Origin of the sequence: Vibrio fortis (genome assembly GCF_024347475.1) — a bacterium.
Taxonomy (GTDB): domain Bacteria; phylum Pseudomonadota; class Gammaproteobacteria; order Enterobacterales; family Vibrionaceae; genus Vibrio; species Vibrio fortis.
The window spans coordinates 1421560-1441681 of the sequence record NZ_AP025487.1; the positions used below are offsets into that span (position 1 = coordinate 1421560).

The 20122-nt window shown below is 44.8% G+C and carries 13 protein-coding genes; 7 read left to right on the top strand and 6 right to left on the bottom strand.

The features are described from left to right. Positions 1-93: 93 nt before the first annotated feature. A complete protein-coding gene (locus OCV50_RS06310) occupies positions 94-1242 on the bottom strand; it encodes an HD-GYP domain-containing protein (protein ID WP_239840783.1) in 1149 nt (382 codons plus the stop codon). Positions 1243-1836: 594 nt separating this feature from the next. Between OCV50_RS06310 and OCV50_RS06315 the strand changes: the two genes are divergently transcribed. Then, the gene (locus OCV50_RS06315; RefSeq protein WP_032549168.1) at positions 1837-2253 is read left to right on the top strand and encodes a VF530 family protein; all 417 of its coding nucleotides are present in this window, start codon (positions 1837-1839) and stop codon (positions 2251-2253) included. 113 nt (positions 2254-2366) lie between these two features. On the opposite strand, the gene OCV50_RS06320 is transcribed toward OCV50_RS06315, so the two are convergent. The 5 genes from OCV50_RS06320 to OCV50_RS06340 all read right to left on the bottom strand — a co-directional run bounded on the left by OCV50_RS06320 (position 2367) and on the right by OCV50_RS06340 (position 6876). Continuing rightward, complete coding sequence (locus OCV50_RS06320; protein ID WP_239840784.1) at positions 2367-2558, bottom strand: hypothetical protein; 192 nt, start codon at positions 2556-2558, stop codon at positions 2367-2369. Positions 2559-2761: 203 nt separating this feature from the next. Beyond that, a complete protein-coding gene (locus OCV50_RS06325; protein ID WP_261904004.1) occupies positions 2762-3520 on the bottom strand; it encodes a sulfite exporter TauE/SafE family protein in 759 nt (252 codons plus the stop codon). 162 nt (positions 3521-3682) lie between these two features. Next, positions 3683-5203: a tripartite tricarboxylate transporter permease gene (locus OCV50_RS06330; protein ID WP_261904005.1), complete on the bottom strand. Its 1521-nt coding sequence runs from the start codon at positions 5201-5203 to the stop codon at positions 3683-3685. A gap of 10 nt (positions 5204-5213) precedes the next feature. Continuing rightward, positions 5214-5726, bottom strand: coding sequence for a tripartite tricarboxylate transporter TctB family protein (locus OCV50_RS06335; RefSeq protein WP_261904006.1), 513 nt, complete (start codon positions 5724-5726; stop codon positions 5214-5216). 178 nt (positions 5727-5904) lie between these two features. Beyond that, positions 5905-6876: a tripartite tricarboxylate transporter substrate binding protein gene (locus OCV50_RS06340; RefSeq protein ID WP_261904007.1), complete on the bottom strand. Its 972-nt coding sequence runs from the start codon at positions 6874-6876 to the stop codon at positions 5905-5907. A gap of 515 nt (positions 6877-7391) precedes the next feature. Here OCV50_RS06340 and OCV50_RS06345 point away from each other — a divergent pair. From OCV50_RS06345 to acnD, 6 genes are all read left to right on the top strand, one after another. Next, a complete protein-coding gene (locus OCV50_RS06345) occupies positions 7392-10550 on the top strand; it encodes an HD domain-containing phosphohydrolase (RefSeq protein WP_261904008.1) in 3159 nt (1052 codons plus the stop codon). A gap of 155 nt (positions 10551-10705) precedes the next feature. Further along, positions 10706-13885, top strand: a complete 3180-nt coding sequence (locus OCV50_RS06350; protein ID WP_261904009.1) for an HD domain-containing phosphohydrolase — start codon at positions 10706-10708, stop codon at positions 13883-13885. A gap of 417 nt (positions 13886-14302) precedes the next feature. After that, complete coding sequence (locus tag OCV50_RS06355; RefSeq protein WP_261904010.1) at positions 14303-15025, top strand: GntR family transcriptional regulator; 723 nt, start codon at positions 14303-14305, stop codon at positions 15023-15025. Between the two features lie 102 nt (positions 15026-15127). Then, a complete protein-coding gene (gene prpB, locus OCV50_RS06360) occupies positions 15128-16027 on the top strand; it encodes a methylisocitrate lyase (RefSeq protein WP_261904011.1) in 900 nt (299 codons plus the stop codon). A gap of 191 nt (positions 16028-16218) precedes the next feature. Beyond that, complete coding sequence (gene prpC, locus OCV50_RS06365) at positions 16219-17391, top strand: bifunctional 2-methylcitrate synthase/citrate synthase (RefSeq protein ID WP_261904012.1); 1173 nt, start codon at positions 16219-16221, stop codon at positions 17389-17391. A gap of 115 nt (positions 17392-17506) precedes the next feature. Next, positions 17507-20122, top strand: a complete 2616-nt coding sequence (gene acnD / locus OCV50_RS06370) for a Fe/S-dependent 2-methylisocitrate dehydratase AcnD (protein WP_261904013.1) — start codon at positions 17507-17509, stop codon at positions 20120-20122.

A 20122-nucleotide genomic window follows, 5' to 3' on the forward strand; every position in this document is an offset into this window, starting at 1 on the left:
TATAAAAAAAGGATGCTAATTAGCATCCTTTTTCTTTTCACTCATCTTCTCGATCATATAGGTTTGTCATTTAAGGCAGACACAAATACAGCACTAAGCTTGAAAGCTGGTGACCTCTTCTTTATCGGAAAATTGTTCCCTTACTGCCATACACGTATCCAAGTTTTGCTTAAGTGCATCAACACAGTTTGGGTCAAACATAATGCCAACGTTTTCTTCGATGTATTCCAAAACATCATCGAGCTCCCATTCCGACTTGTAAGCTCTCTTACTCAGCAAGGCATCGAACACATCTGCCAACGTGACGATGCGTGCTTCCAATGGAATCTGAGTTCCGCATAGTTTGTCGGGCAATCCAGTTCCATCGTAGCGCTCATGGTGATGTCGAATAATATTTTTCAGAAACTGTATTTCATCGGGCGAGATGGAGTGGTTATCTGAAATCGAGACTACATCGTCAATCATTGCCTCACCAAAAATTGTGTGTTGGTTCATTATCGCGCGGTCTTCATCGCTAAATCGTTTGGTACTAAAAAGCACGTGGTCGGGGATGCGATACTTGCCGATGTCGTGAAAAGGCGCATAAACACGAATTCGATGAATGAACTGATAGGTGATCTCTGGTTTTTGATCTGACATAGCGCGAGCCAAAATTTCACTGTAGCGTCCCATGCGAATCAAATGCTCTTTGGTTTCAGGATCTCTTGCATGGCCCATATTCAGAGCAATAGCGAGAGAAGTTTGAAAGTGTTTTTGATTCTCATGCAAGCGAGTAAACAGGCTCGCGATAAGCTGCGATAGGTAAGCAACGTCTGCTTGTATGCTTTTCTGATTAAAGAAGCCAATTGCGGTGGCATTGATAAAGATAAAGCCGAGGTTTTGGTCGCGATAATAGATAGGGGAGGTATAGCTACTCTGATGCCCAATATCGATTAAGCGACAAATCTGGCGTGTTGGATTCATCGTTGATAAGTCATTGATAACACGAACGGAAGGTAGCTCAGACATCTTTCTTAATGAAGATTCAGGTCTGATATTGTACTCAACGTAGTTGTGGCTTGCCTCTTGGCATAAAGCATCAGATACAAAGTAATTCGTGGCTTTGTTTTCACTGGTTAGAGCAATGGAGAGGCGCGATAGCGTGGGATAACAAGAACGCACAAGCTGGAATAGGTCATCCAATGTCGCGGTTATATCTTGATCTTTAGCTGCGATTTTACTGAGTTGGGAGTAGTCAAACATGAGCGGGGCTGACCTTTATTTATAGTTATATAATTGTTTTTCTTTGACTTATTGATTTCTCATATTTAAGAACACGAACATAGCAGTCCTGTTAACGAATTGTAATCATGTCATCCTATAAATTCTAATTGCATCACTAAAAATGTGGTTATTACATTTAAGAGTCATCCATTTTGTTAACTCGGTTGGCTTTTTTGTTATCTCGATCTAGATTTCTCATCCATTTGAGGTATTTACAGAGATATTGATTCCAGAATGGTGGGATTGTAACTATGGGACTTATCAACAGCTTAGAACCTCAATTTTCTAACGAGTAAGCGAATAAAGCTGCGGACTAAGATGAGACTTGTTAAATATTGGGTAGCGAAAATGACGCCATTTAATGTAGAGGTCGAGTAGTTGATGTTGAGAGTGGCTAGAACTCGTGCGATCAAGCTCAATTTATCAATATAGACAGATGATAACTAGGAGAGTGGCAGGCTTTGTGCCATCATTACTCTCATTAACAGGTGTGCAGGAAGCAGACCTAAGTAAACAACCGTTATTGATGATGGTGAACTAACGCAGAGTGCTTGCTCTGTTTAAGGTATGACGATGACAGATGAAGAAAGAATTGAGCTGCAGAAAAACAACCCGCTGCATGGCTTAAAGTTAGAAACCATGATCACTGAGTTGGTGGATCATTACGGTTGGGAAATCCTTGATGCAGCGATGCGTATGAACTGCTTCAATACTAAGCCGTCTGTAGCGAGCGCCGTGAAGTACTTAAAGAAAACACAGTGGGCACGTGAGAAGGTTGAAAACTTTTACTTGTATCGCTTTAAGCGTATGCCGAAAGCATCTGATCTCGAATATCAAATGCCACCACGTTCACGTACGTTCCGTCATGGGCTTGAGCCTAAAGAGCCGATGGAGCTGACGGTAGAATCTATTCTTGCTTCTCAAGCTAAGGCCGCGTCTTCTTTTAAAGCGCGTCGCTCGGGTGGTAAAGGACGTAACTTCCGCCGCTAAGCGCAGATGTAGATTTAACTAGATACAAAAAGGAGCATCACGCTCCTTTTTCTTTTGCTATCTACTTTTGAAGTAGGGCAAATCCATCGACAGCGGTGTTGACCTTCAAGTGTTTAGGCCTCGCGGTTTTTCTTTTGACTCTTAATGAAATCGCCTACGTAGATTGCAGCGCTGAAAACGAGAAACAGAGCAGAAACGGAAAACAGAGCGGGCATTTTTAGTATCCACGCAAAGGTTGCTGCTAAGAACGCAATGAAGCAGATCAGTCTGCTTGATGACATAACATGACCGAGTTTGATGTTCATAATGCCCCCTAATATGCTTGCTTCTTTTACGCAGTAAGTATCTCACCCTTGGGTAAAAATTAATCTAAATTAATATCAAACAAGATGATTATCAGGCTGCCTTCACAAATTTAGTGTGTGCTATTTGAGTGAGTGAAATTAGCGCTTCATTGCCCAAAGAGTTGTTATCGCTAATGGCTATATAGGGCGAGTTTTAATAACGATCAGTTGGCGTAGAAAAAGTAAGCGGTGATTAAAAAGCTTGCAACGATAACGCTATTTCGGACGTAGTTTTGTGGGATATTACGTGAAATCTGAGCCGAGTAGTAACCGCCAACCAATGTCCCTAACAAAACCGCTAGCCCTGAACTCCAATCAATTGAACCATCTACAATAAACAGCACGATTGCAGCCATTGAGGCGCTAGCAGAGACCAACAACTTAATACCATTCATAACATTGATGTTGGTATAGCCTGCCAACGCAAGGTAGCTCAGTGTCACGATACCGAGGCCTGCATTGAAATACCCACCGTAGATACATACCAAGAGGAGTAATAAGGCTGAGAAAAAAGCGCCAGCTTTGCCTGCGTGTTTGTGCTTCGATGCGGCTTTCTTAATGAAACTGTTGATTTGACCGCCAAAGGTAAAAAGCAATGCCGCGAACAGCAGCAGCCAAGGAACGGATTGAGTAAATAGTGCTTCAGGTGTGTGTAGAAGCAGGAAGGCGCCGATTGCACCCCCCAAGACACTCAAAACCAACGTTAGTTTGAGCTGCTTTGTGCCTGAAATAATTTCTTGTTTTAGGGCATAAGCACCGCTGATGTAACCTGCACAAGAGGCAAAGGTATTGGTTGCATTAGCGGCGACTGGTGGTACACCGACAAAAAGCAGGGCAGGGAATGTAACAAAGCTGCCTCCTCCGGCAATGGAGTTTAATATGCCGCCAAGTACACCTGCTAGAAAGAGTATCAGCCATTCCATGGCACAGTTCCTAATTGAGAGACGAATAACTAACTTACTTCATTTTGAATCTAAAACCAGCCCTATCAGAATGTTATGAACAAGTTTGTGATTTGTTGCAGCGGATGCTTTTCCAACAATAAGAAAGGGAGCCGATGGCTCCCTTGGTAATGTGTGGTTGGATTATGCCTCTACAGGCTTTCCTTTAAGGCTCTTGAACAGCTTCATGAATAGAGGGCTGAATAGAACTAACACCGCAAGGATGGTAAAGGTCATGGTAATCGGACGTTCCCAAAGGAAACTCAATTCGCCATCACTGATCATGAGTGCACGTCTTAAGTTCTCTTCCATCAAACCGCCTAGGATGAAGCCCAACAATAGCGGTGCTAATGGGAAGTCGGCCAATCTCAATCCTATTGCTGCCATTGCTACAAGCAACATGATAAAGACATCCATAGTGTTAAACGATACCAAGTAAACGCCAGTAATTGAGAAGAACAGAATCATAGGTAGCAATACGGTTCTTGGCACAGCAAGTAGCTTAGAGATATAAGGGATCAGCGGTAGGTTTAAAATCACTAGAACGATGTTACCGAAGTACATAGAGATAATAACTGACCAAAATACATCTGGGTGCTCAACGAACAAGCGAGGGCCTGGTTGAATACCGTAAGCAATCAGAGCACCAAGCATAATCGCCGTAGTACCTGAGCCTGGAATACCAAGTGTTAATAGAGGAACAAACGAACCACTAGAAGCTGCGTTGTTTGCAGACTCTGGCGCAACAAGACCACGGATACTGCCTTTACCGAACTCTTTCTGTTTCTCTTTTGGTGCCAGACTACGCTCCATGCCATAGCTTAGGAAGGCTGCGATAGTTGCACCAGCGCCCGGTAGTACGCCAGTAAAGAAACCAAGAATAGAAGAACGAATCGACACAGGAGCGACATCTTTGACCTCTTCTTTGGTCACTTTCATGCTGCCGATGTCTGACATCTTGCGGCTCTCTTCTTCGCTGGTGTCTTTTTGAGGTTTAAGTACACCCATCAGCGTTTCACCAAGCGCGAATGTCGCCATCGCGAGTAGCAGGAAGCTAAAGCCGTCCATTAAATCCGTTAAACCGAAAGTGAATCGTTCAACACCGACACCTTTATCGATACCTACCGTCGAAAGCATTAATCCTAGAATGGTCATCATCCATGCTTTGATTACTTGTCCTGGACCAGCAAAAGCGGCTACAGCAGAAAGGCCTAAGAGCATCAACGCAAAGTAGTCTGACGATTGGAAACTCAAAGATACACTTGCCAGCGCTGGTGCTGCGATAAGAAGCATGATTGCTGATAGCGTACCACCAGTAAATGAAGAGTACGCCGCCAGTGCAAGTGCTTTACCTGCTTGGCCTTTTTGTGCCATTGGGTAGCCATCAAACGCCGTTACCACGGTTGATGAACAACCCGGAGCATTGATGAGAATCGACGAAGTGGAGCCGCCAAATACCGCACCATAGTAAACACCAGCCATTAGGATTAGGCCTGAAGACGGCTCTAAACCGTAAGTGATTGGGATCATTAGCGCGATTGCGGAGATAGGACCTAAGCCCGGTAGCATGCCGATAAAGGTACCAACGAAACAGCCCACGATCACCATCATGATGTTCATCGGCATCACTGCGGTGGAGAGCCCTTGTAAAATTCCATCTAACATAATGCGGTTCCTACCAAAGTGTGTAGATAAGCCCAGGCTCTAGATAGATATCTAACCCCTGAGTTAATAGAAGATAAAAAACGATGACGAACGGAAATGATGCGCCAATTAAGATCGGCTTCCTGCGCTCGCCCAGTAGATAGAAGCCCGCTAATAAGAAGAAACCTGTCGCTAAAACAAAGCCTAAATAGGTCAGTCCAACACCATACAGTGCCATTAGAACCAAGAAACCGATTAGCAGCTTCCAGTTAAGCGGTGTTGTATCGCATGATTTTTTCGGTTGTTGTTTTCCGGCTACCAATAAGATCAATGCCAACCCGATACCTGCAAAGGTCAGTAGGGTGGGTAAGGTTCGCGCTGTGAAAGGTTCGTACTCGTCACCGGGAAACAGAGGAATAAGGGTGGTTTGATAGCCATAGCAAAGGCAAACCAATAGAAATACTAAGGCGCCGATGCGGTCGCGAGTCAGTAGGTTCTCTTTGGATAAGAACGTGTTCGAATGTTCCGACATATCCAACTCCATAAAAATAAAAAAGCCATGCATGAGCGGGTTAATGAAGAATGTCTAGGATCACTAACGGAATGTAGGAAGAGAGTAGTGCTCAACTGCCCACAAATTACAAAGGAGATTGAGTGAACTCATGCATGGCAAAACAGAGAATAAGGAAGGGGGAGCTGTCGATTCCCCCTGAATAGTTTGATTACTTAAGGAAGCCAAGCTCGCGCATTAGGTCGCCCATCTGCTTCTCTTGATCTTCTAGGAAGGAGTAGAAGTCTTTGTCTGCTTTGTAGTTGTCAATCCAACCGTTGCGGTCGCGAACCACTTGCCACTCATCTGTGGTGTACATTTTAGTAAGCGCTTGGTTCCACTCATCAATTTTCGCTTGGCTTGTACCTGGAGCCGCAAAGAAGCCACGCCAGTTAGCAAAGACAGTCTCATTACCGTACTCAGTTAGAGTTGGGATGTTTGGCGCTGCGTCTAGGCGTTTAGGCGCGGTCACAGCCAGTACTTTTACTTGACCAGATTTGGACATCTCCAGCACTTCACCAAGGCCAGTTGAAAGCAGTTGAGTCTCACCTGATAGCAGTGCAGCCATTGCTTTACCACCCGCATCGTAGGCAATATAACGAACCTTCTTAGCGTCAAAACCTTCGCCTTTGAACGCGGCTGCAACAACAAGGTGATCCATACTGCCACGTGCTGAACCACCAGCAATTTTCACTTTACGAGGGTTCGATTCGAACTCTTTAACCACATCTTCCCATGTGTCGTACTTAGAGTCTGCAGAAGTCACGATGGCACCGTAGTCCGCAATTGTTGCGGCTACTGGCGTCAGATCGCGGAAAGATTGAGGGAAAATCCCTGTCAGTGAACGTACAACAATTGGCGTTGAGTTGACCATCAACGTATCTTCTTGACGCTTAGCGGTTTCGATAAGGTGTGCAATAGCTTTACCGCCGCCACCGCCAGACAAGTTTTGGAAAGAGACATTTTCTACAATGTCAGATTTTACCAGTACGTCACCAGTACCACGTGCCGTCATATCCCAGCCGCCGCCTGCACCGCCAGGGATTAAGAAGTGGATTTTCTCTACGTCAGCCGCAAAAGTGTTAAATGAGAAGGTAGCGGCGATCACAGTCGCTGCGATAGAGGGTTTCATTGCCTTGAACATGTTTCACGTTCCTTATGTCGTGTTCTCTTAGTTAAGCGAGAAACTTATTGGTGTATTAGCTACTGGCTATTGAGTGAAGTTCAAATAGTCAGTCGATGTTCAAAGGTTAATGTTGTGTTAATGAATTGTCTTTAATGTGGTGATATTGAGGATAAAGAGCATTGAATTAATAAAGTTCATAAAGTTCACGGCTCGCAAATTGAATGATTAAGCCCCTTTTTTTCTTGAACATATGTATAAAATAAGCTGGTTGTGGCTATGGCTTTATAAGATAACCCTAAGATAAAAAAGAGAAATTACTTATCAAGTGAAAGGAGTGCTGTTTAAGTAAGCTTTCATGGAAAAAAGATGAGAGTTATCACGTACAAAATCCAAATATATAGAATATTGTATTGATATTGAGCGTAGTCATTAACATAATGTGATAACAAGGCTTAGATAAATTGGTGGAATTCTTCGATGATTCCCCGAGAACTCTTAAGGATATAAGAGAAATTGTTCAAGGACAGAAGAAAATGAAAGATGCAAAAATTTCGTTGCGGGTAACCGTGGGTGGAATGTTTTTACTTGCAACTATTTTAACGGCGACCGTCGCAGTCTCACTTCAATATTATTTTAGTAAGACAATGGCAACGGAACATACCTTGTCGAAATTGACGATGGTATCGCAAGAGTTAAGCGATTATGTTGAAGCAATCGACTCTGATGCGATTAATACAGCACAACTCTTATCTTCTGTTAATCGTTCTATCAGTAGTCAGATATCGAAGCAGGAAGCTCGAAATATTCTGTCTGAAGCGATCAAAGACAATCCTCTTTTTTACAGCATCTATATTGGTTCCTCTAACGACAACTTCTTCCAAATTATCAACCTCGACTCTTCACCTATTGTCCGCGACAAGATCGACGCTTCTGATACTGACCGATGGGTAGTGATTGAGATTGAAAATACCTCTGATGGGCGACTTCGCTACACAAGCTATTATGACGAGTTGTTCAACCTTCGCGATGTGGTGACCGAGTCGAGCAACTATTTTCCGACGACTCGTCCTTGGTATATCTCCGCTTCTAGCGATGTAGTAGGGAAGACGCAACCCTACTTGTTCCAGCACCTGCAAATCACCGGGCAGACTTATTCACTGGCATTTCAATCCAAGGACGATAAGAGCAGCCAGCATGTAATTGGCATCGACATCGTACTGTCTTCATTAGCGAATAAACTCTCTGCGACCGCACTTGGGTTAGAAGAAGACAGCCAAGTTGAATCTTTCTTGTATTCAACCTCAGGCAATATTATTGCGACTAACCGCCAGCGAGATCCAAGCTCATCGGCTTTTGAGATTAAGCCACTTGCTCTCACTGCTGGCCAGCAAGCTTTAATCAACGAAATCGGACCAATCAAAATATCTAACCAGAATGATTGGGGACCAATGGACTTCTCGGTGTCTGGGCAACCCAATGGTTATGCTATTGATATGCTCAAGTTAATTAGCCATCAAACGGGTATCGAATTCAAATACGTTAATGGGTTTTCTTGGCAAGAGTTGACTGACAAGTTTCGTGTTGGCGAGTTAGATGCAATACATTCGATATTAAAGAATGAATCAAATCGTGTTGATGGGCATTACAGCCAACCCTTGTATCAATTACCGTTTTCAGTGGTAACACGCGAACAACACGCAAGCGTTACTACTTATCAAGCTCTTACAGGTAAGAAAGTCGCGATTCTGGCTGGTTGGTCAATTACCGAGAAGCTCAAGCAGCAGTATCCCGATATCGAGCTGACCACTTTCCCGAGTCTTAAATCGGCATTTGATTGTCTAGAGAGCAAGACGTGTGATGCGGTTCTAGATGTTAAGCCAGTCTTGGATTTCGCTCTTGAACGCTTTTTTCATTCTGGGTTGCGTAACAGTGCGGAGCTGACGGATCTTCAAAGGGACTACGCCACTGATTTCTATCTGGTACTAAGGGATGAACACCAAGCTCTGATGCCAATCATCAATTTGGCATTACGTAGTATTACACCACAACAGAAAGCGGCGTTGGAAGCGAAGTGGTTTCATCATGAATCTATTAGTAGTGATACAACAGTGCCTTACACGGAGCTTTATGAATTGATACCTTCGGCAACATTAGAAGGTGAAATGAAGCCGATTCGGTTAAATGGAGAGCGTCGTCACCTTTACTTACGTAAGATCGAAACAGGGGAGCATTATTCTGAATATTTCGCAGTGGTGATACCGGAACAAGAAATCTATCAAACTGTACATAAACGTGTCGCGACCTCGATAGGCATCACGGTATTGCTCATGATGTTAACCTTGCCAGTAGCATGGATTTTTGGTGCGCCGATTGTTCGTCCAATACGCAAATTGCAAGAAGAGACGCTTAAGATAAAACAACGCAATTACGATGGCGTAGAGATGGTCGAAACTCGTATTAAAGAAATTTGGGATCTCTCTATCGCTGTAAAAGATATGTCCAAAGAGCTTAAGAATCATGAGCAAACCCAAGAGGAATTTGTTGAGGCGTTCATTAAGCTAATCGCACAAGCCATCGATGACAAATCACCATACACCGCTGGCCACTGTAATCGTGTGCCGGAGCTTGGAATGATGCTAGCTGAAGCCGTCGAAGCCTCGAATGAGCCGCTATATAAAGATTTCAAGTTTGCCAATAACGATGAAAGACGTGAGTTTAGAATCGCTGCTTGGTTACATGATTGCGGCAAGATCACCACGCCGGAGCATGTCGTAGATAAAGGCACGAAGTTAGAAGCCAACTATAATCGTATTCACGAAATTAGAATGCGCTTTGAAGTGTTGTGGAGAGATGCGGAGATTCAAGCATTAGAGAAGCAGTTGTCACAGCAGCAAACTAAGCAAGAGAGCGACAAAGAGCTAGCAGAACTTCACCAAACACTGATTGAGGACTATGAGTTCATTGCTACATCCAATGTGGGTGGGGAATTTATGAGTGACGATAAAATCGCTCGCATTCGCCAGATCGCGAATAAAGTCTGGTATCGCCATTTTGATGATCGCTTGGGGCTTTCTCCAGTCGAGGAATTGGCTCGAAAAGGAGAGACGAGTACGCTTCCTGCTAAGGAAAAACTGTTGTCCGACAAACCGGAACATATCATTCCGAGGGAGCGAACTACGGAATATGATCCTAAACTAGGTATTCGAATGGCGATTCCGGAACACCAATATAATCTTGGAGAAGTCTACAACTTGTCGATTGCTAGAGGCACATTGACGACAGAAGATCGCTTTAAGATTAATGAGCATATGATCAGCACCATCAAAATGCTGGAAAACTTACCTTTCCCGAAAGAGTTAAGTCGCGTTCCGCGTTATGCATCGACTCACCATGAAACGTTAAAAGGGACGGGGTATCCAAGACAGTTATCGGCAGAGGATCTCTCGATTCCAGAGCGTGTGCTTGTGATTTCGGACATCTTCGAGGCACTTACCGCTTCTGATCGCCCTTATCGTAAGGCCAAGCCTATCAGTGTTGCGGTCAATATCATGCACAAAATGGCGTTGGACGAGCATATTGACTTGGAGTTATTCCGACTGTTTTTGACGAGCGGTACACATCTTAAGTATGCGAAGGCGTATTTAAAGCCTGAACAAATAGACAGTGTAGATATCGAACAATATATGAATTGACGAGTAGAGGGGTTATGCGGCGCTAATTAAGACGTGACTGTTATTGTGAAAGAGCTCAATTAAAGGATTGTAATTGAGCTTATAGAAATATATCGTATGAAATTCTGCTGGTGCGGAGTTTTTTATAATAATCATTAACACGGATGTCAGACTATATGGATAAGGTCTACGGAACGGAGAAGAAGTTCTCTATTCGGTTTACGGTGAGTGGCATGTTTATCGTGGCCACAATCATCACTGCAATATTGGCGATCTCTTTGCAGTACTATTTCAACAATAAACTGGCAACTGAGAATACACTCACCAAGTATTCGATTATTGCCAATAACATCAGCGACTACGTAAAAAGTTCGGATGGCGAGAGTAGCTACACCACAGGGCTGTTGGCTTCAATTCTAAGAGCAACTGATGATCAGCTTGATCAAGAGACACTAAAGAAGATATTCGCTGATGTCCTGTCAAATAATGCACAGATCTACAGTGTTTACTTGGGGCAACCGGACGACAATTTTTTTCAACTGATTAACCTTGAGTCTTCTCCTATTGTTCGCGAGAAAATCAACGCAGCACCTCAGGACCGTTGGGTGTTGATTCGTATTTTTGACCAAGGTGAGCAGCGACTTAAACAGACTCATTTCCTCGACGAGAACTTCAATGTTCGTCATCAAATCTCAGAAAACAGTAACTACTTCCCAACTCAACGCCCTTGGTATGAAAGTGCCACTGAGCGAGTGAGTAAAACCGAGCCATATCTTTTTCAACACCTTAAGATCACAGGGCAAACCTTTTCTGTTGAGCTACCAAAGCATCAATTAGTATTAGGTGTCGATGTCCTTCTTTCATCTTTGTCGGATAAAATGAAAGGCATTTTGGCTAATTCAGGTGCCAGTACGGGTGTAGAAGCATTTGTATTTCGTCGTAATGGCGAGGTTACTGCGACGAATCTTGCGCCTGACTTTTCAGATGATATGCCTAAAGCAATGCCTCTAGAGCTTACTCAATCTCAACAAGAGCTTATCGAACAGACAAGGTCACTTAAAGTATCTAACCAAACGGCTTGGGGGCCGATGGATTATGCTATCTCGGGAGAGCCAAGAGGTTATGCGATCGATCTATTAAAAGAGTTATCACGGTCAACTGGGTTGAAGTTTGAGTTTATCAATGGCTTTACTTGGAACGAGTTGTTGCAGCAATACACAGATGGCTCACTCGATGTGCTTCACTCGTTGCAAAACAATAACCAAGGTTATGCGACTGGAGCCTTCAGCGACCCAATCTATCAACTGCCTTTTGCGATCGTGACGAGTAAACAGTTTGGCAAAATTGAATCGCTCAAGGAGCTTGATGGCAAGCGATTGGCGATTCTATCGGGTTGGTCAATTATTCCTGAATTTCGCTCTAAGTACCCACAAATAGAGTTGGTTGAGTTCTCAAACATCAATGACAGTGTGAATGCACTGAAAGCCGGAACGGTTGATGGATTCTTAGATAGCTCTGCGATTCTTAAATCCGCGATTCAGCAATACTTCTTGGTTGGTATGCAGCTCAATGAAAATATTGAGGAGCTGGTGGAGCATTTCCCCTCTAACTATCATATCTTGATGCAGAAAGGCGATCAGGATGTGGTTGAAATCATTAATCTTGCTATTGCGAATATCAGTGCAGAGCAGCGCGCTTACCTAGAAGATAAATGGCTTAATCCGAATAAGAAAACCGCCAAACAAGACATGCGCAGAGTTCCGTATTTGGAGTTGTATGAGTTTGCTCATACTGAAGCACTGCATGGGCAATTGGTAAAGCGCAATGTGTCGGGTATTGATAAGTACATTTACATCACGCCAACTCGAGAGCAGGGGGACGAATACTTTGCGGTGCTTGTTCCAGAAAGCGTGGTACTTGCGCAGGTAATGGATAAGGTTACAAAATCAGTTTTAATAACAGGTGTGTTTTTGTTGGGCTTGCTGCCATTAGCATGGCGTTTTGGTTCACCAATCGTAAACCCGATAACGACATTGATCGCGCAAACCGACTTAATCAAAGATCGTCAGTACGACGAAGTTAAGCCCTTAAATACTCGTATCGCAGAGATCTATGAGTTGTCGACAGCGATTGTGGACATGTCGAAAGAGATAAAACGTCATGAAGAGGCTCAAGAGGCGTTTGTCGAAGCCTTCATTAAGCTCATTGCACAGGCCATCGATGATAAATCTGCCTATACAGCAGGGCATTGTAACCGCGTACCCGAGTTGGGTTTGATGTTAGCTGAAGCCGCTGAAAAGTGTGAAACTGGCCAGTTTAAGTCGTTCAAGTTTAACAATGCTGATGAGAGACGAGAATTCAGAATTGCGGCTTGGCTGCATGATTGCGGCAAGATCACGACGCCGGAGCATATTGTCGACAAAGGCTCTAAGCTAGAAGCTAACTACAACCGTATTCATGAGATTCGAACCCGTTTTGAAGTGTTGTGGCGTGATGCGCAGATTGTTGCTTTGACTCAGCAGCTAGAAGGGGAACTTAGCCAAGAGCAGATTGAAGCACAACATAGAGCAACGCGTGCGCGATTGCAGGACGACTTTGCATTTATCGCAACCTCCAATGTTGGTGGTGAATTTATGAGTCAAGATAAGGTTGATCGTATCAAGCAGATTGCCGAGATCACATGGACTCGTCACTTTGATGACAATTTGGGCCTATCGCCAATTGAAGAGTTAAATAAGCAAAGCAATGTTCAACTTCCGGCTACCGAAAAACTGCTATCGGATAAACCAGAACATATCGTGAGGCGCGATCGCCCAATTGAATTTGATCCGAAACACGGTATTAAAATGGATGTTCCAGAGCATCTATATAACCAAGGCGAGGTTTATAATCTGAGTATTGCGCGTGGGACACTGACTGCCGAAGACCGTTTTAAGATTAATGAGCACATGATCAGCACTATCAAGATGCTTGAAAACCTTCCTTTCCCTAAAGAGCTGAGCCGTGTACCTCGCTATGCGTCTACGCACCATGAGACCTTAAAAGGAACAGGGTATCCACGCAAGCTCACTGCAGAGGACTTGTCGATTCCAGAACGTATCCTAGTGATCTCGGATATTTTTGAAGCACTAACGGCAGCAGACCGACCATATAAGAAAGCCAAACCGATTAGTGTGGCTGTCGACATCATGTATAAAATGGCACTCGACGACCACTTAGATATCGATTTATTCAGACTGTTCTTAACCAGTGGTACGCATATCCGTTATGCTCAAGAGTATCTAAAACCAGAGCAGATAGATGATGTTGATATTTCAAAATACATCGAGCCACAAGAGTTCTTGAAAGCGGTTTAGCTCGCTCTGTTTATATGACCATAGGCGTACCAAGTGTGCGCCTTTTTTATATCTCCGCCTTTTTATAACTCTTAGTCTTCTCTTTTGAATTCCTCTCGTTGTTGACAGATTGCTGACCAAATCTTAGGCAGTCCCACTATTGTCGACAGTGTGTGTTTTCTATTTTTCACTCCAAACTCCTTCATTCTTGCCTTTATTTTATTATTAATCAGTTGCTTACGTTTTGTTTTCTTGATTTTTGTTATTGAGTTAACTGATTTTGTAGAACTATACCTTAGTCTAAATTGTCGACAATGTGCTTGATTGTTGACAGGTTAGCAGGCTATCTTGTGATTAATGTTGAATGATTGTTAACAATGAGCGTGATTCTTATGACAATCATTAGAGATGAATATGCAGGATTAGGGTGACAATAAGATGGCGACGACAGCAGTAAATACCTTGCTTAACGATGACCCTAAGTTGAAAGGGGGCGACAAAGAGCATACCAAGTCGGCGAGTCTGACAGAGTATCTGATTGAAGCGATTGTTAGCGGTGAGTTAGAGCCGGGCGCAAAAATCTCTGAGCCAGAGCTGGCTAAGCGATTTGAGGTGAGCCGAGGTCCACTTCGTGAAGCAATGATGAGAGTTGAAGGGCTTGGGTTGATTGAGCGTATTCCTCATGTTGGTGCTCGCGTGATTACTCTTTGCGAAGAGAAGCTGATTGAGCTTTATTCTGTACGAGAAGCCCTTGAGGGAATGGCGGCACGATTGGCAGCTCGATACATCACAGCCGAAGAGTTGATGGGGTTAGAGGGGCTACTGCTTACTCACTCAAAACATATTGATCAGGTAGAGGGCGCTTCGTATTTCCACCAACATGGTGACTTTGACTTCCATTATCGAATCATTAAAGCGAGCCGCAACAGTAAGCTAGAGGCTCTTCTTTGTGACGAACTTTACCACTTGCTTCGCATGTACCGCTACCAATCACCTCGCGCTCAATCACGCCCTATTGAAGCACTCAATGAACACAAATTTATTTTGCAGGCAATTAGCCAGCGAGATGAAGAGTTAGCAGAAATGTTGATGAGACGACACATATCAGGCAGTCGCCGCCTTATCGAGCAGCGATTGCAAGTTAAACAGGACGCTCAATAAATTGAGTGGATCTGAAGTTCTTACTTAAAGCACATAAAGCGTGGTGACTGCTCCAGTTCGCAGTAACACCAACAGAAATCGAACACATCAGGGAGAGAAATCATGAACCTATCACCAGGAGCCAAGTTTCGTGAAGCGGTTGCAAATAACCATCCGCTGCAGATAGTCGGAACCATTAATCCTTATTGCGCCATGATGGCGAAAAATTTGGGGCATCAGGCTATCTATTTATCGGGTGGTGGTATTGCTAACGCGTCATACGGACTACCAGATTTAGGCATTACTACACTAAACGATGTGTTGGTGGATGTAGAGCGAATTACTAATGCCTGTGATTTGCCTCTATTGGTTGATATTGATACCGGTTTTGGTGGTGCATTTAATATCGCTCGAACTATCAAAGCGATGGAAAAAGCCGGAGCTGCAGCAGTTCACATGGAAGATCAAGTAGCGCAAAAACGATGCGGTCACCGTCCAAACAAAGCCATTGTCAGTCAAGCAGAGATGGTCGACCGAGTAAAAGCGGCGGCAGATGCAAGGGTAGACAATGATTTTGTGATTATGGCAAGAACAGACGCATTGGCCGTTGAAGGTATTGATAGTGCCATTGAACGTGCTATTGCATGTGTCGAAGCAGGCGCGGATATGATCTTCCCAGAGGCGATGAATCAGCTTGATCAATACGTGAAGTTCTCAACAGCGCTGCAATCTGCCACAGGCCGTCATATTCCTATCTTGGCCAATATTACCGAGTTTGGTCAGACGCCACTGTATAACTGCAATGAGTTAGCCGAGTCTCATGTTGACATGGTTCTTTACCCACTTAGTGCTTTCAGAGCGATGAATAAAGCTGCAGAAAATGTCTACAAGCACTTATTGGTCGAAGGTAACCAAGAGGCGCTGCTTGATTCAATGCAGACACGTAAAGAGCTCTACCAACACCTGAATTACCACGATTACGAGAATAAGCTCGACCAGCTTTTTGCCAGTGACGAGAGTTAATTTAGTAATTCGACGTACTCATAAATAAAGAATTTAAACAAACAGTAAGAATACTTAATCCAATAACGTGAAACGGTTAGCTCGACCTATAACAGCCAAGTGATTCTATATTTTGGACGAAGTATGCACTTAGGACTGAATCAAAAACGCACCAAAGAGTGCAGGCAGCTAACACAGAGAAGGAGTTCATCATGACCACTACATTGAGCAACAAAACAAGTGTCGAAGAGAAAGCGCCTGCTAAAGCACCGATCGGCGGTGCGGGTCTTCGAGGCCAAAGCGCAGGCGAGACTGCTTTGTGTACCGTGGGTAAATCCGGTACGGGACTGACCTATCGAGGTTACGACATCACAGACCTTGCCAACAATGCCCAGTTTGAAGAAGTTGCGTATCTGCTGCTTAGAGGTCACCTACCGAATGCAAAAGAACTGGATGATTACAAAACGAAACTCGTTGGCTTACGCGGTTTACCTGAGTCATTAAAAGCGGCACTTGAGCTAATTCCTGCGGATGCGCATCCAATGGATGTGATGCGTACCGGTTGTTCTATGCTTGGCAACATTGAGCAAGAGACAGACTTTACTCAGCAGCTTAGTGCGACAGAGCGAATGCTTGCACTATTTCCAGCCATTATCTGTTACTGGTACCGCTTTAGCCACGATGGCGTGAGAGTGGATACTGAAGATCACAGTGAAGCCTGTATCGGTGGTTACTTCCTAAAAATGCTGACCGACGAAGCACCGAGTGAGTTACATAAGCAGGTGATGCACTGTTCACTCATCCTATACGCTGAGCACGAGTTCAATGCTTCGACGTTTGCGGCGCGTGTTTGTGCTTCAACACTATCGGACATTCACTCTTGTATCACTGCTGCAATTGGTACGTTGCGTGGCCCTCTTCATGGTGGTGCGAACGAAGCCGCAATGGAGATGATCCAAGATTGGCAAACTGCAGACGAAGCCGAATCCAACATCATGCAGATGCTTGCTAACAAAGACAAAATTATGGGCTTTGGTCATGCTATCTACCGTGAAAGCGATCCTCGTAATGCACTCATTAAGCAGTGGTCTAAGGCGCTTTCAGAAGAAGTTGGTGACACTAAACTGTATGCCGTTTCAGAGCGCGTTGAGTCGGTAATGAAGCGTGAGAAAGGTTTGTTCTGTAACGCTGATTTCTTCCATGCATCGGCATATCACTTCATGGATATCCCAACCAAGCTGTTCACGCCTATCTTTGTGATGAGCCGTTTAACTGGCTGGGCTGCACACGTGTTCGAGCAGAGAGCTAACAACCGAATTATTCGTCCAAGTGCAGACTACACGGGCCCTGAGCACCAAGAGTGGTTGCCTATCCATTTGCGTTAACTGTGATGATATCCAGAGTGTCATGCTCTGGCTGTCATGGGTTGCGTCGCGATTCCAATAGACGCCACCCACTTCGAGTGAGCAGTGAAGTTACGCCCAATATGGAGGGGCGATTATGACCGAATATACCCAAGACCGTGAGCAGTATCGAAACCAGTTTCGAAAAGTGTTGCCGGGAACTAACTTAGAATTTTATGACGTACGTGAAGCGGTTGAGCAACTTGCTCCCGGTAGCTACGACACTTTACCTTACACCTCTAAAGTATTGGCTGAGCAGATTTTGAGACGTTGTGATATCGACTCACTGCAAGCTAGCTTAGAGCAGATCATTGAAAGAAAACGCGAGCGTGATTTCCCTTGGTATCCAGCCCGTGTTGTTTGTCACGACATCCTTGGCCAAACCGCACTGGTTGATTTGGCGGGTTTGAGAGATGCAATTGCTGATCAGGGTGGCGATCCGGCCAAAGTAAACCCTGTGGTTGAGACTCAATTGATTGTTGATCACTCATTGGCTGTTGAACATGCTGGTTTTGAAGATGATGCCTTCGATAAAAACCGGGCAATTGAAGAGCGCCGTAATGAAGACCGCTTCCACTTTATTGAGTGGTGTAAAACGGCCTTTAAGAATGTCAGTGTTATCCCTGCGGGCAACGGGATCATGCATCAAATCAACCTTGAGAAAATGTCTCCGGTTATCCAAAACAAACATGGCCTAGCATATCCAGATACTTGTGTCGGTACCGATAGCCATACACCACACGTTGATGCACTCGGTGTTATCGCGATTGGTGTGGGTGGGTTAGAAGCTGAAACCGTGATGCTTGGTCGACCATCGATGATGCGTCTGCCTGATATTGTTGGCGTTAACCTAACAGGCCAACGCCAAGAGGGCATTACCGCGACAGATATCGTGCTCGCAATTACAGAGTTCTTACGTAAAGAGCGTGTAGTATCGAGCTACTTGGAGTTCTTTGGCGCAGGAGCGAGAGCTTTATCGATTGGTGACCGCGCAACGATCTCTAATATGACGCCAGAATATGGCGCGACTGCAGGTATGTTTTATATCGATGAACAGACCATTCAGTACCTTAAGCTAACGGGGCGTGAACCAGAACAGGTCGATTTGGTTGAGCGCTATGCTAAGCAAGTTGGGCTTTGGGCTGATGATATGACTTCAGCCAAATATGAACGTGTTCTTGAGTTTGATTTGTCGCAGGTAGTACGAAACCTTGCTGGCCCGTCTAACCCTCACCGCCGACTGCCAACTTCTGAGTTACAGCAGCAAGGAATCAGCCATGAAGAGCTGACTGCGAGCGAAGATGACCAAATGCCAGATGGTGCGGTGATCATTGCCGCTATCACATCTTGTACTAATACCAGTAACCCAAGAAATGTAGTTGCCGCGGGCTTGGTGGCCAAAAAAGCCAATCAACTGGGGCTTGTTCGCAAACCGTGGGTAAAAACCTCGTTTGCTCCAGGTTCAAAAGTGGCCAAGCTTTATCTTGAGTCGGCAGGCTTATTGGATGAACTGGAAATGCTTGGATTCGGTATTGTCGGCTACGCCTGTACCACCTGTAATGGGATGAGTGGTGCACTGGATCCTAAGATTCAGCAAGAGATCGTAGACAGAGATCTATACACCACCGCAGTGCTATCGGGGAATCGAAATTTCGATGGCCGTATCCACCCTTATGCTAAGCAAGCATTCCTTGCGTCACCTCCGCTTGTCGTCGCTTATGCACTGGCTGGTACGATGCGTTTTGACATTGAAAAGCACAGTCTCGGCGATGATGCCTCAGGCAATCCAATTTACTTGAGCGACCTATGGCCAAGTGACGAAGAGATCGATGCAGTTGTGGCTCAGCACGTGAAGCCCCAGCAGTTCAATCAAATCTATATTCAAATGTTTAAGCCGGATGAAGAACAGTCTTCTAGCGAGCCACTCTATGATTGGCGTCCTAAGAGTACTTACATCCGTCGTCCTCCTTATTGGGAAGGGGCTCTGGCTGGAGAGCGTTCATTGAAAGGGATGAGACCTCTGGCGATTCTGGGTGACAACATCACCACGGATCACCTTTCCCCGTCTAATGCGATTCTTGCCAGCAGCGCAGCCGGTGAATACTTAGCCAAAATGGATGTGCCGGAAGAAGACTTTAACTCTTACGCAACTCACCGAGGCGATCACTTAACAGCGCAGCGTGCCACCTTTGCTAACCCTAAGCTCTTTAATGAGATGGTCCAAGAAAATGGTGAAGTGGTACAGGGCTCCCTCGCTCGCGTTGAACCTGAAGGTAAAGTGACGCGAATGTGGGAAGCGATTGAAACCTACATGGAGAGAAAGCAACCTCTGGTTGTGATTGCTGGTGCGGACTATGGTCAAGGTTCATCCCGTGATTGGGCGGCTAAAGGTGTTCGCTTAGCGGGGGTAGAAGCGATTGTTGCTGAGGGGTTTGAACGAATCCACCGAACCAACCTTGTCGGAATGGGCGTACTGCCATTGCAATTCAAAGCGGGAGAGAATCGAAATACTCTTAAGTTAGATGGCACTGAGCTGTTTGATGTGCATGGTGACATCACACCGGGGGCCGATCTTGCGTTGGTCATTACCCGCCAAGATGGTAGCCGAATGGATGTTGCCGTGACTTGTCGTCTGGATACCGAAGATGAAGTTCATGTCTATCAAGCTGGTGGCGTACTGCAACGCTTTGCCAAAGACTTTTTGGCGCAGTAG

What these genes read in the sequence shown, in the direction of transcription:
- OCV50_RS06310 (WP_239840783.1), bottom strand. Translation starts at nt 1,242, where the DNA reads ATGTTTGACTACTCCCAACTCAGTAAAATCGCAGCTAAAGATCAAGAT.
- OCV50_RS06315 (WP_032549168.1), top strand. Translation starts at nt 1,837, where the DNA reads ATGACAGATGAAGAAAGAATTGAGCTGCAGAAAAACAACCCGCTGCAT.
- OCV50_RS06320 (WP_239840784.1), bottom strand. Translation starts at nt 2,558, where the DNA reads ATGAACATCAAACTCGGTCATGTTATGTCATCAAGCAGACTGATCTGC.
- OCV50_RS06325 (WP_261904004.1), bottom strand. Translation starts at nt 3,520, where the DNA reads ATGGAATGGCTGATACTCTTTCTAGCAGGTGTACTTGGCGGCATATTA.
- OCV50_RS06330 (WP_261904005.1), bottom strand. Translation starts at nt 5,203, where the DNA reads ATGTTAGATGGAATTTTACAAGGGCTCTCCACCGCAGTGATGCCGATG.
- OCV50_RS06335 (WP_261904006.1), bottom strand. Translation starts at nt 5,726, where the DNA reads ATGGAGTTGGATATGTCGGAACATTCGAACACGTTCTTATCCAAAGAG.
- OCV50_RS06340 (WP_261904007.1), bottom strand. Translation starts at nt 6,876, where the DNA reads ATGTTCAAGGCAATGAAACCCTCTATCGCAGCGACTGTGATCGCCGCT.
- OCV50_RS06345 (WP_261904008.1), top strand. Translation starts at nt 7,392, where the DNA reads ATGAAAGATGCAAAAATTTCGTTGCGGGTAACCGTGGGTGGAATGTTT.
- OCV50_RS06350 (WP_261904009.1), top strand. Translation starts at nt 10,706, where the DNA reads ATGGATAAGGTCTACGGAACGGAGAAGAAGTTCTCTATTCGGTTTACG.
- OCV50_RS06355 (WP_261904010.1), top strand. Translation starts at nt 14,303, where the DNA reads ATGGCGACGACAGCAGTAAATACCTTGCTTAACGATGACCCTAAGTTG.
- prpB (WP_261904011.1), top strand. Translation starts at nt 15,128, where the DNA reads ATGAACCTATCACCAGGAGCCAAGTTTCGTGAAGCGGTTGCAAATAAC.
- prpC (WP_261904012.1), top strand. Translation starts at nt 16,219, where the DNA reads ATGACCACTACATTGAGCAACAAAACAAGTGTCGAAGAGAAAGCGCCT.
- acnD (WP_261904013.1), top strand. Translation starts at nt 17,507, where the DNA reads ATGACCGAATATACCCAAGACCGTGAGCAGTATCGAAACCAGTTTCGA.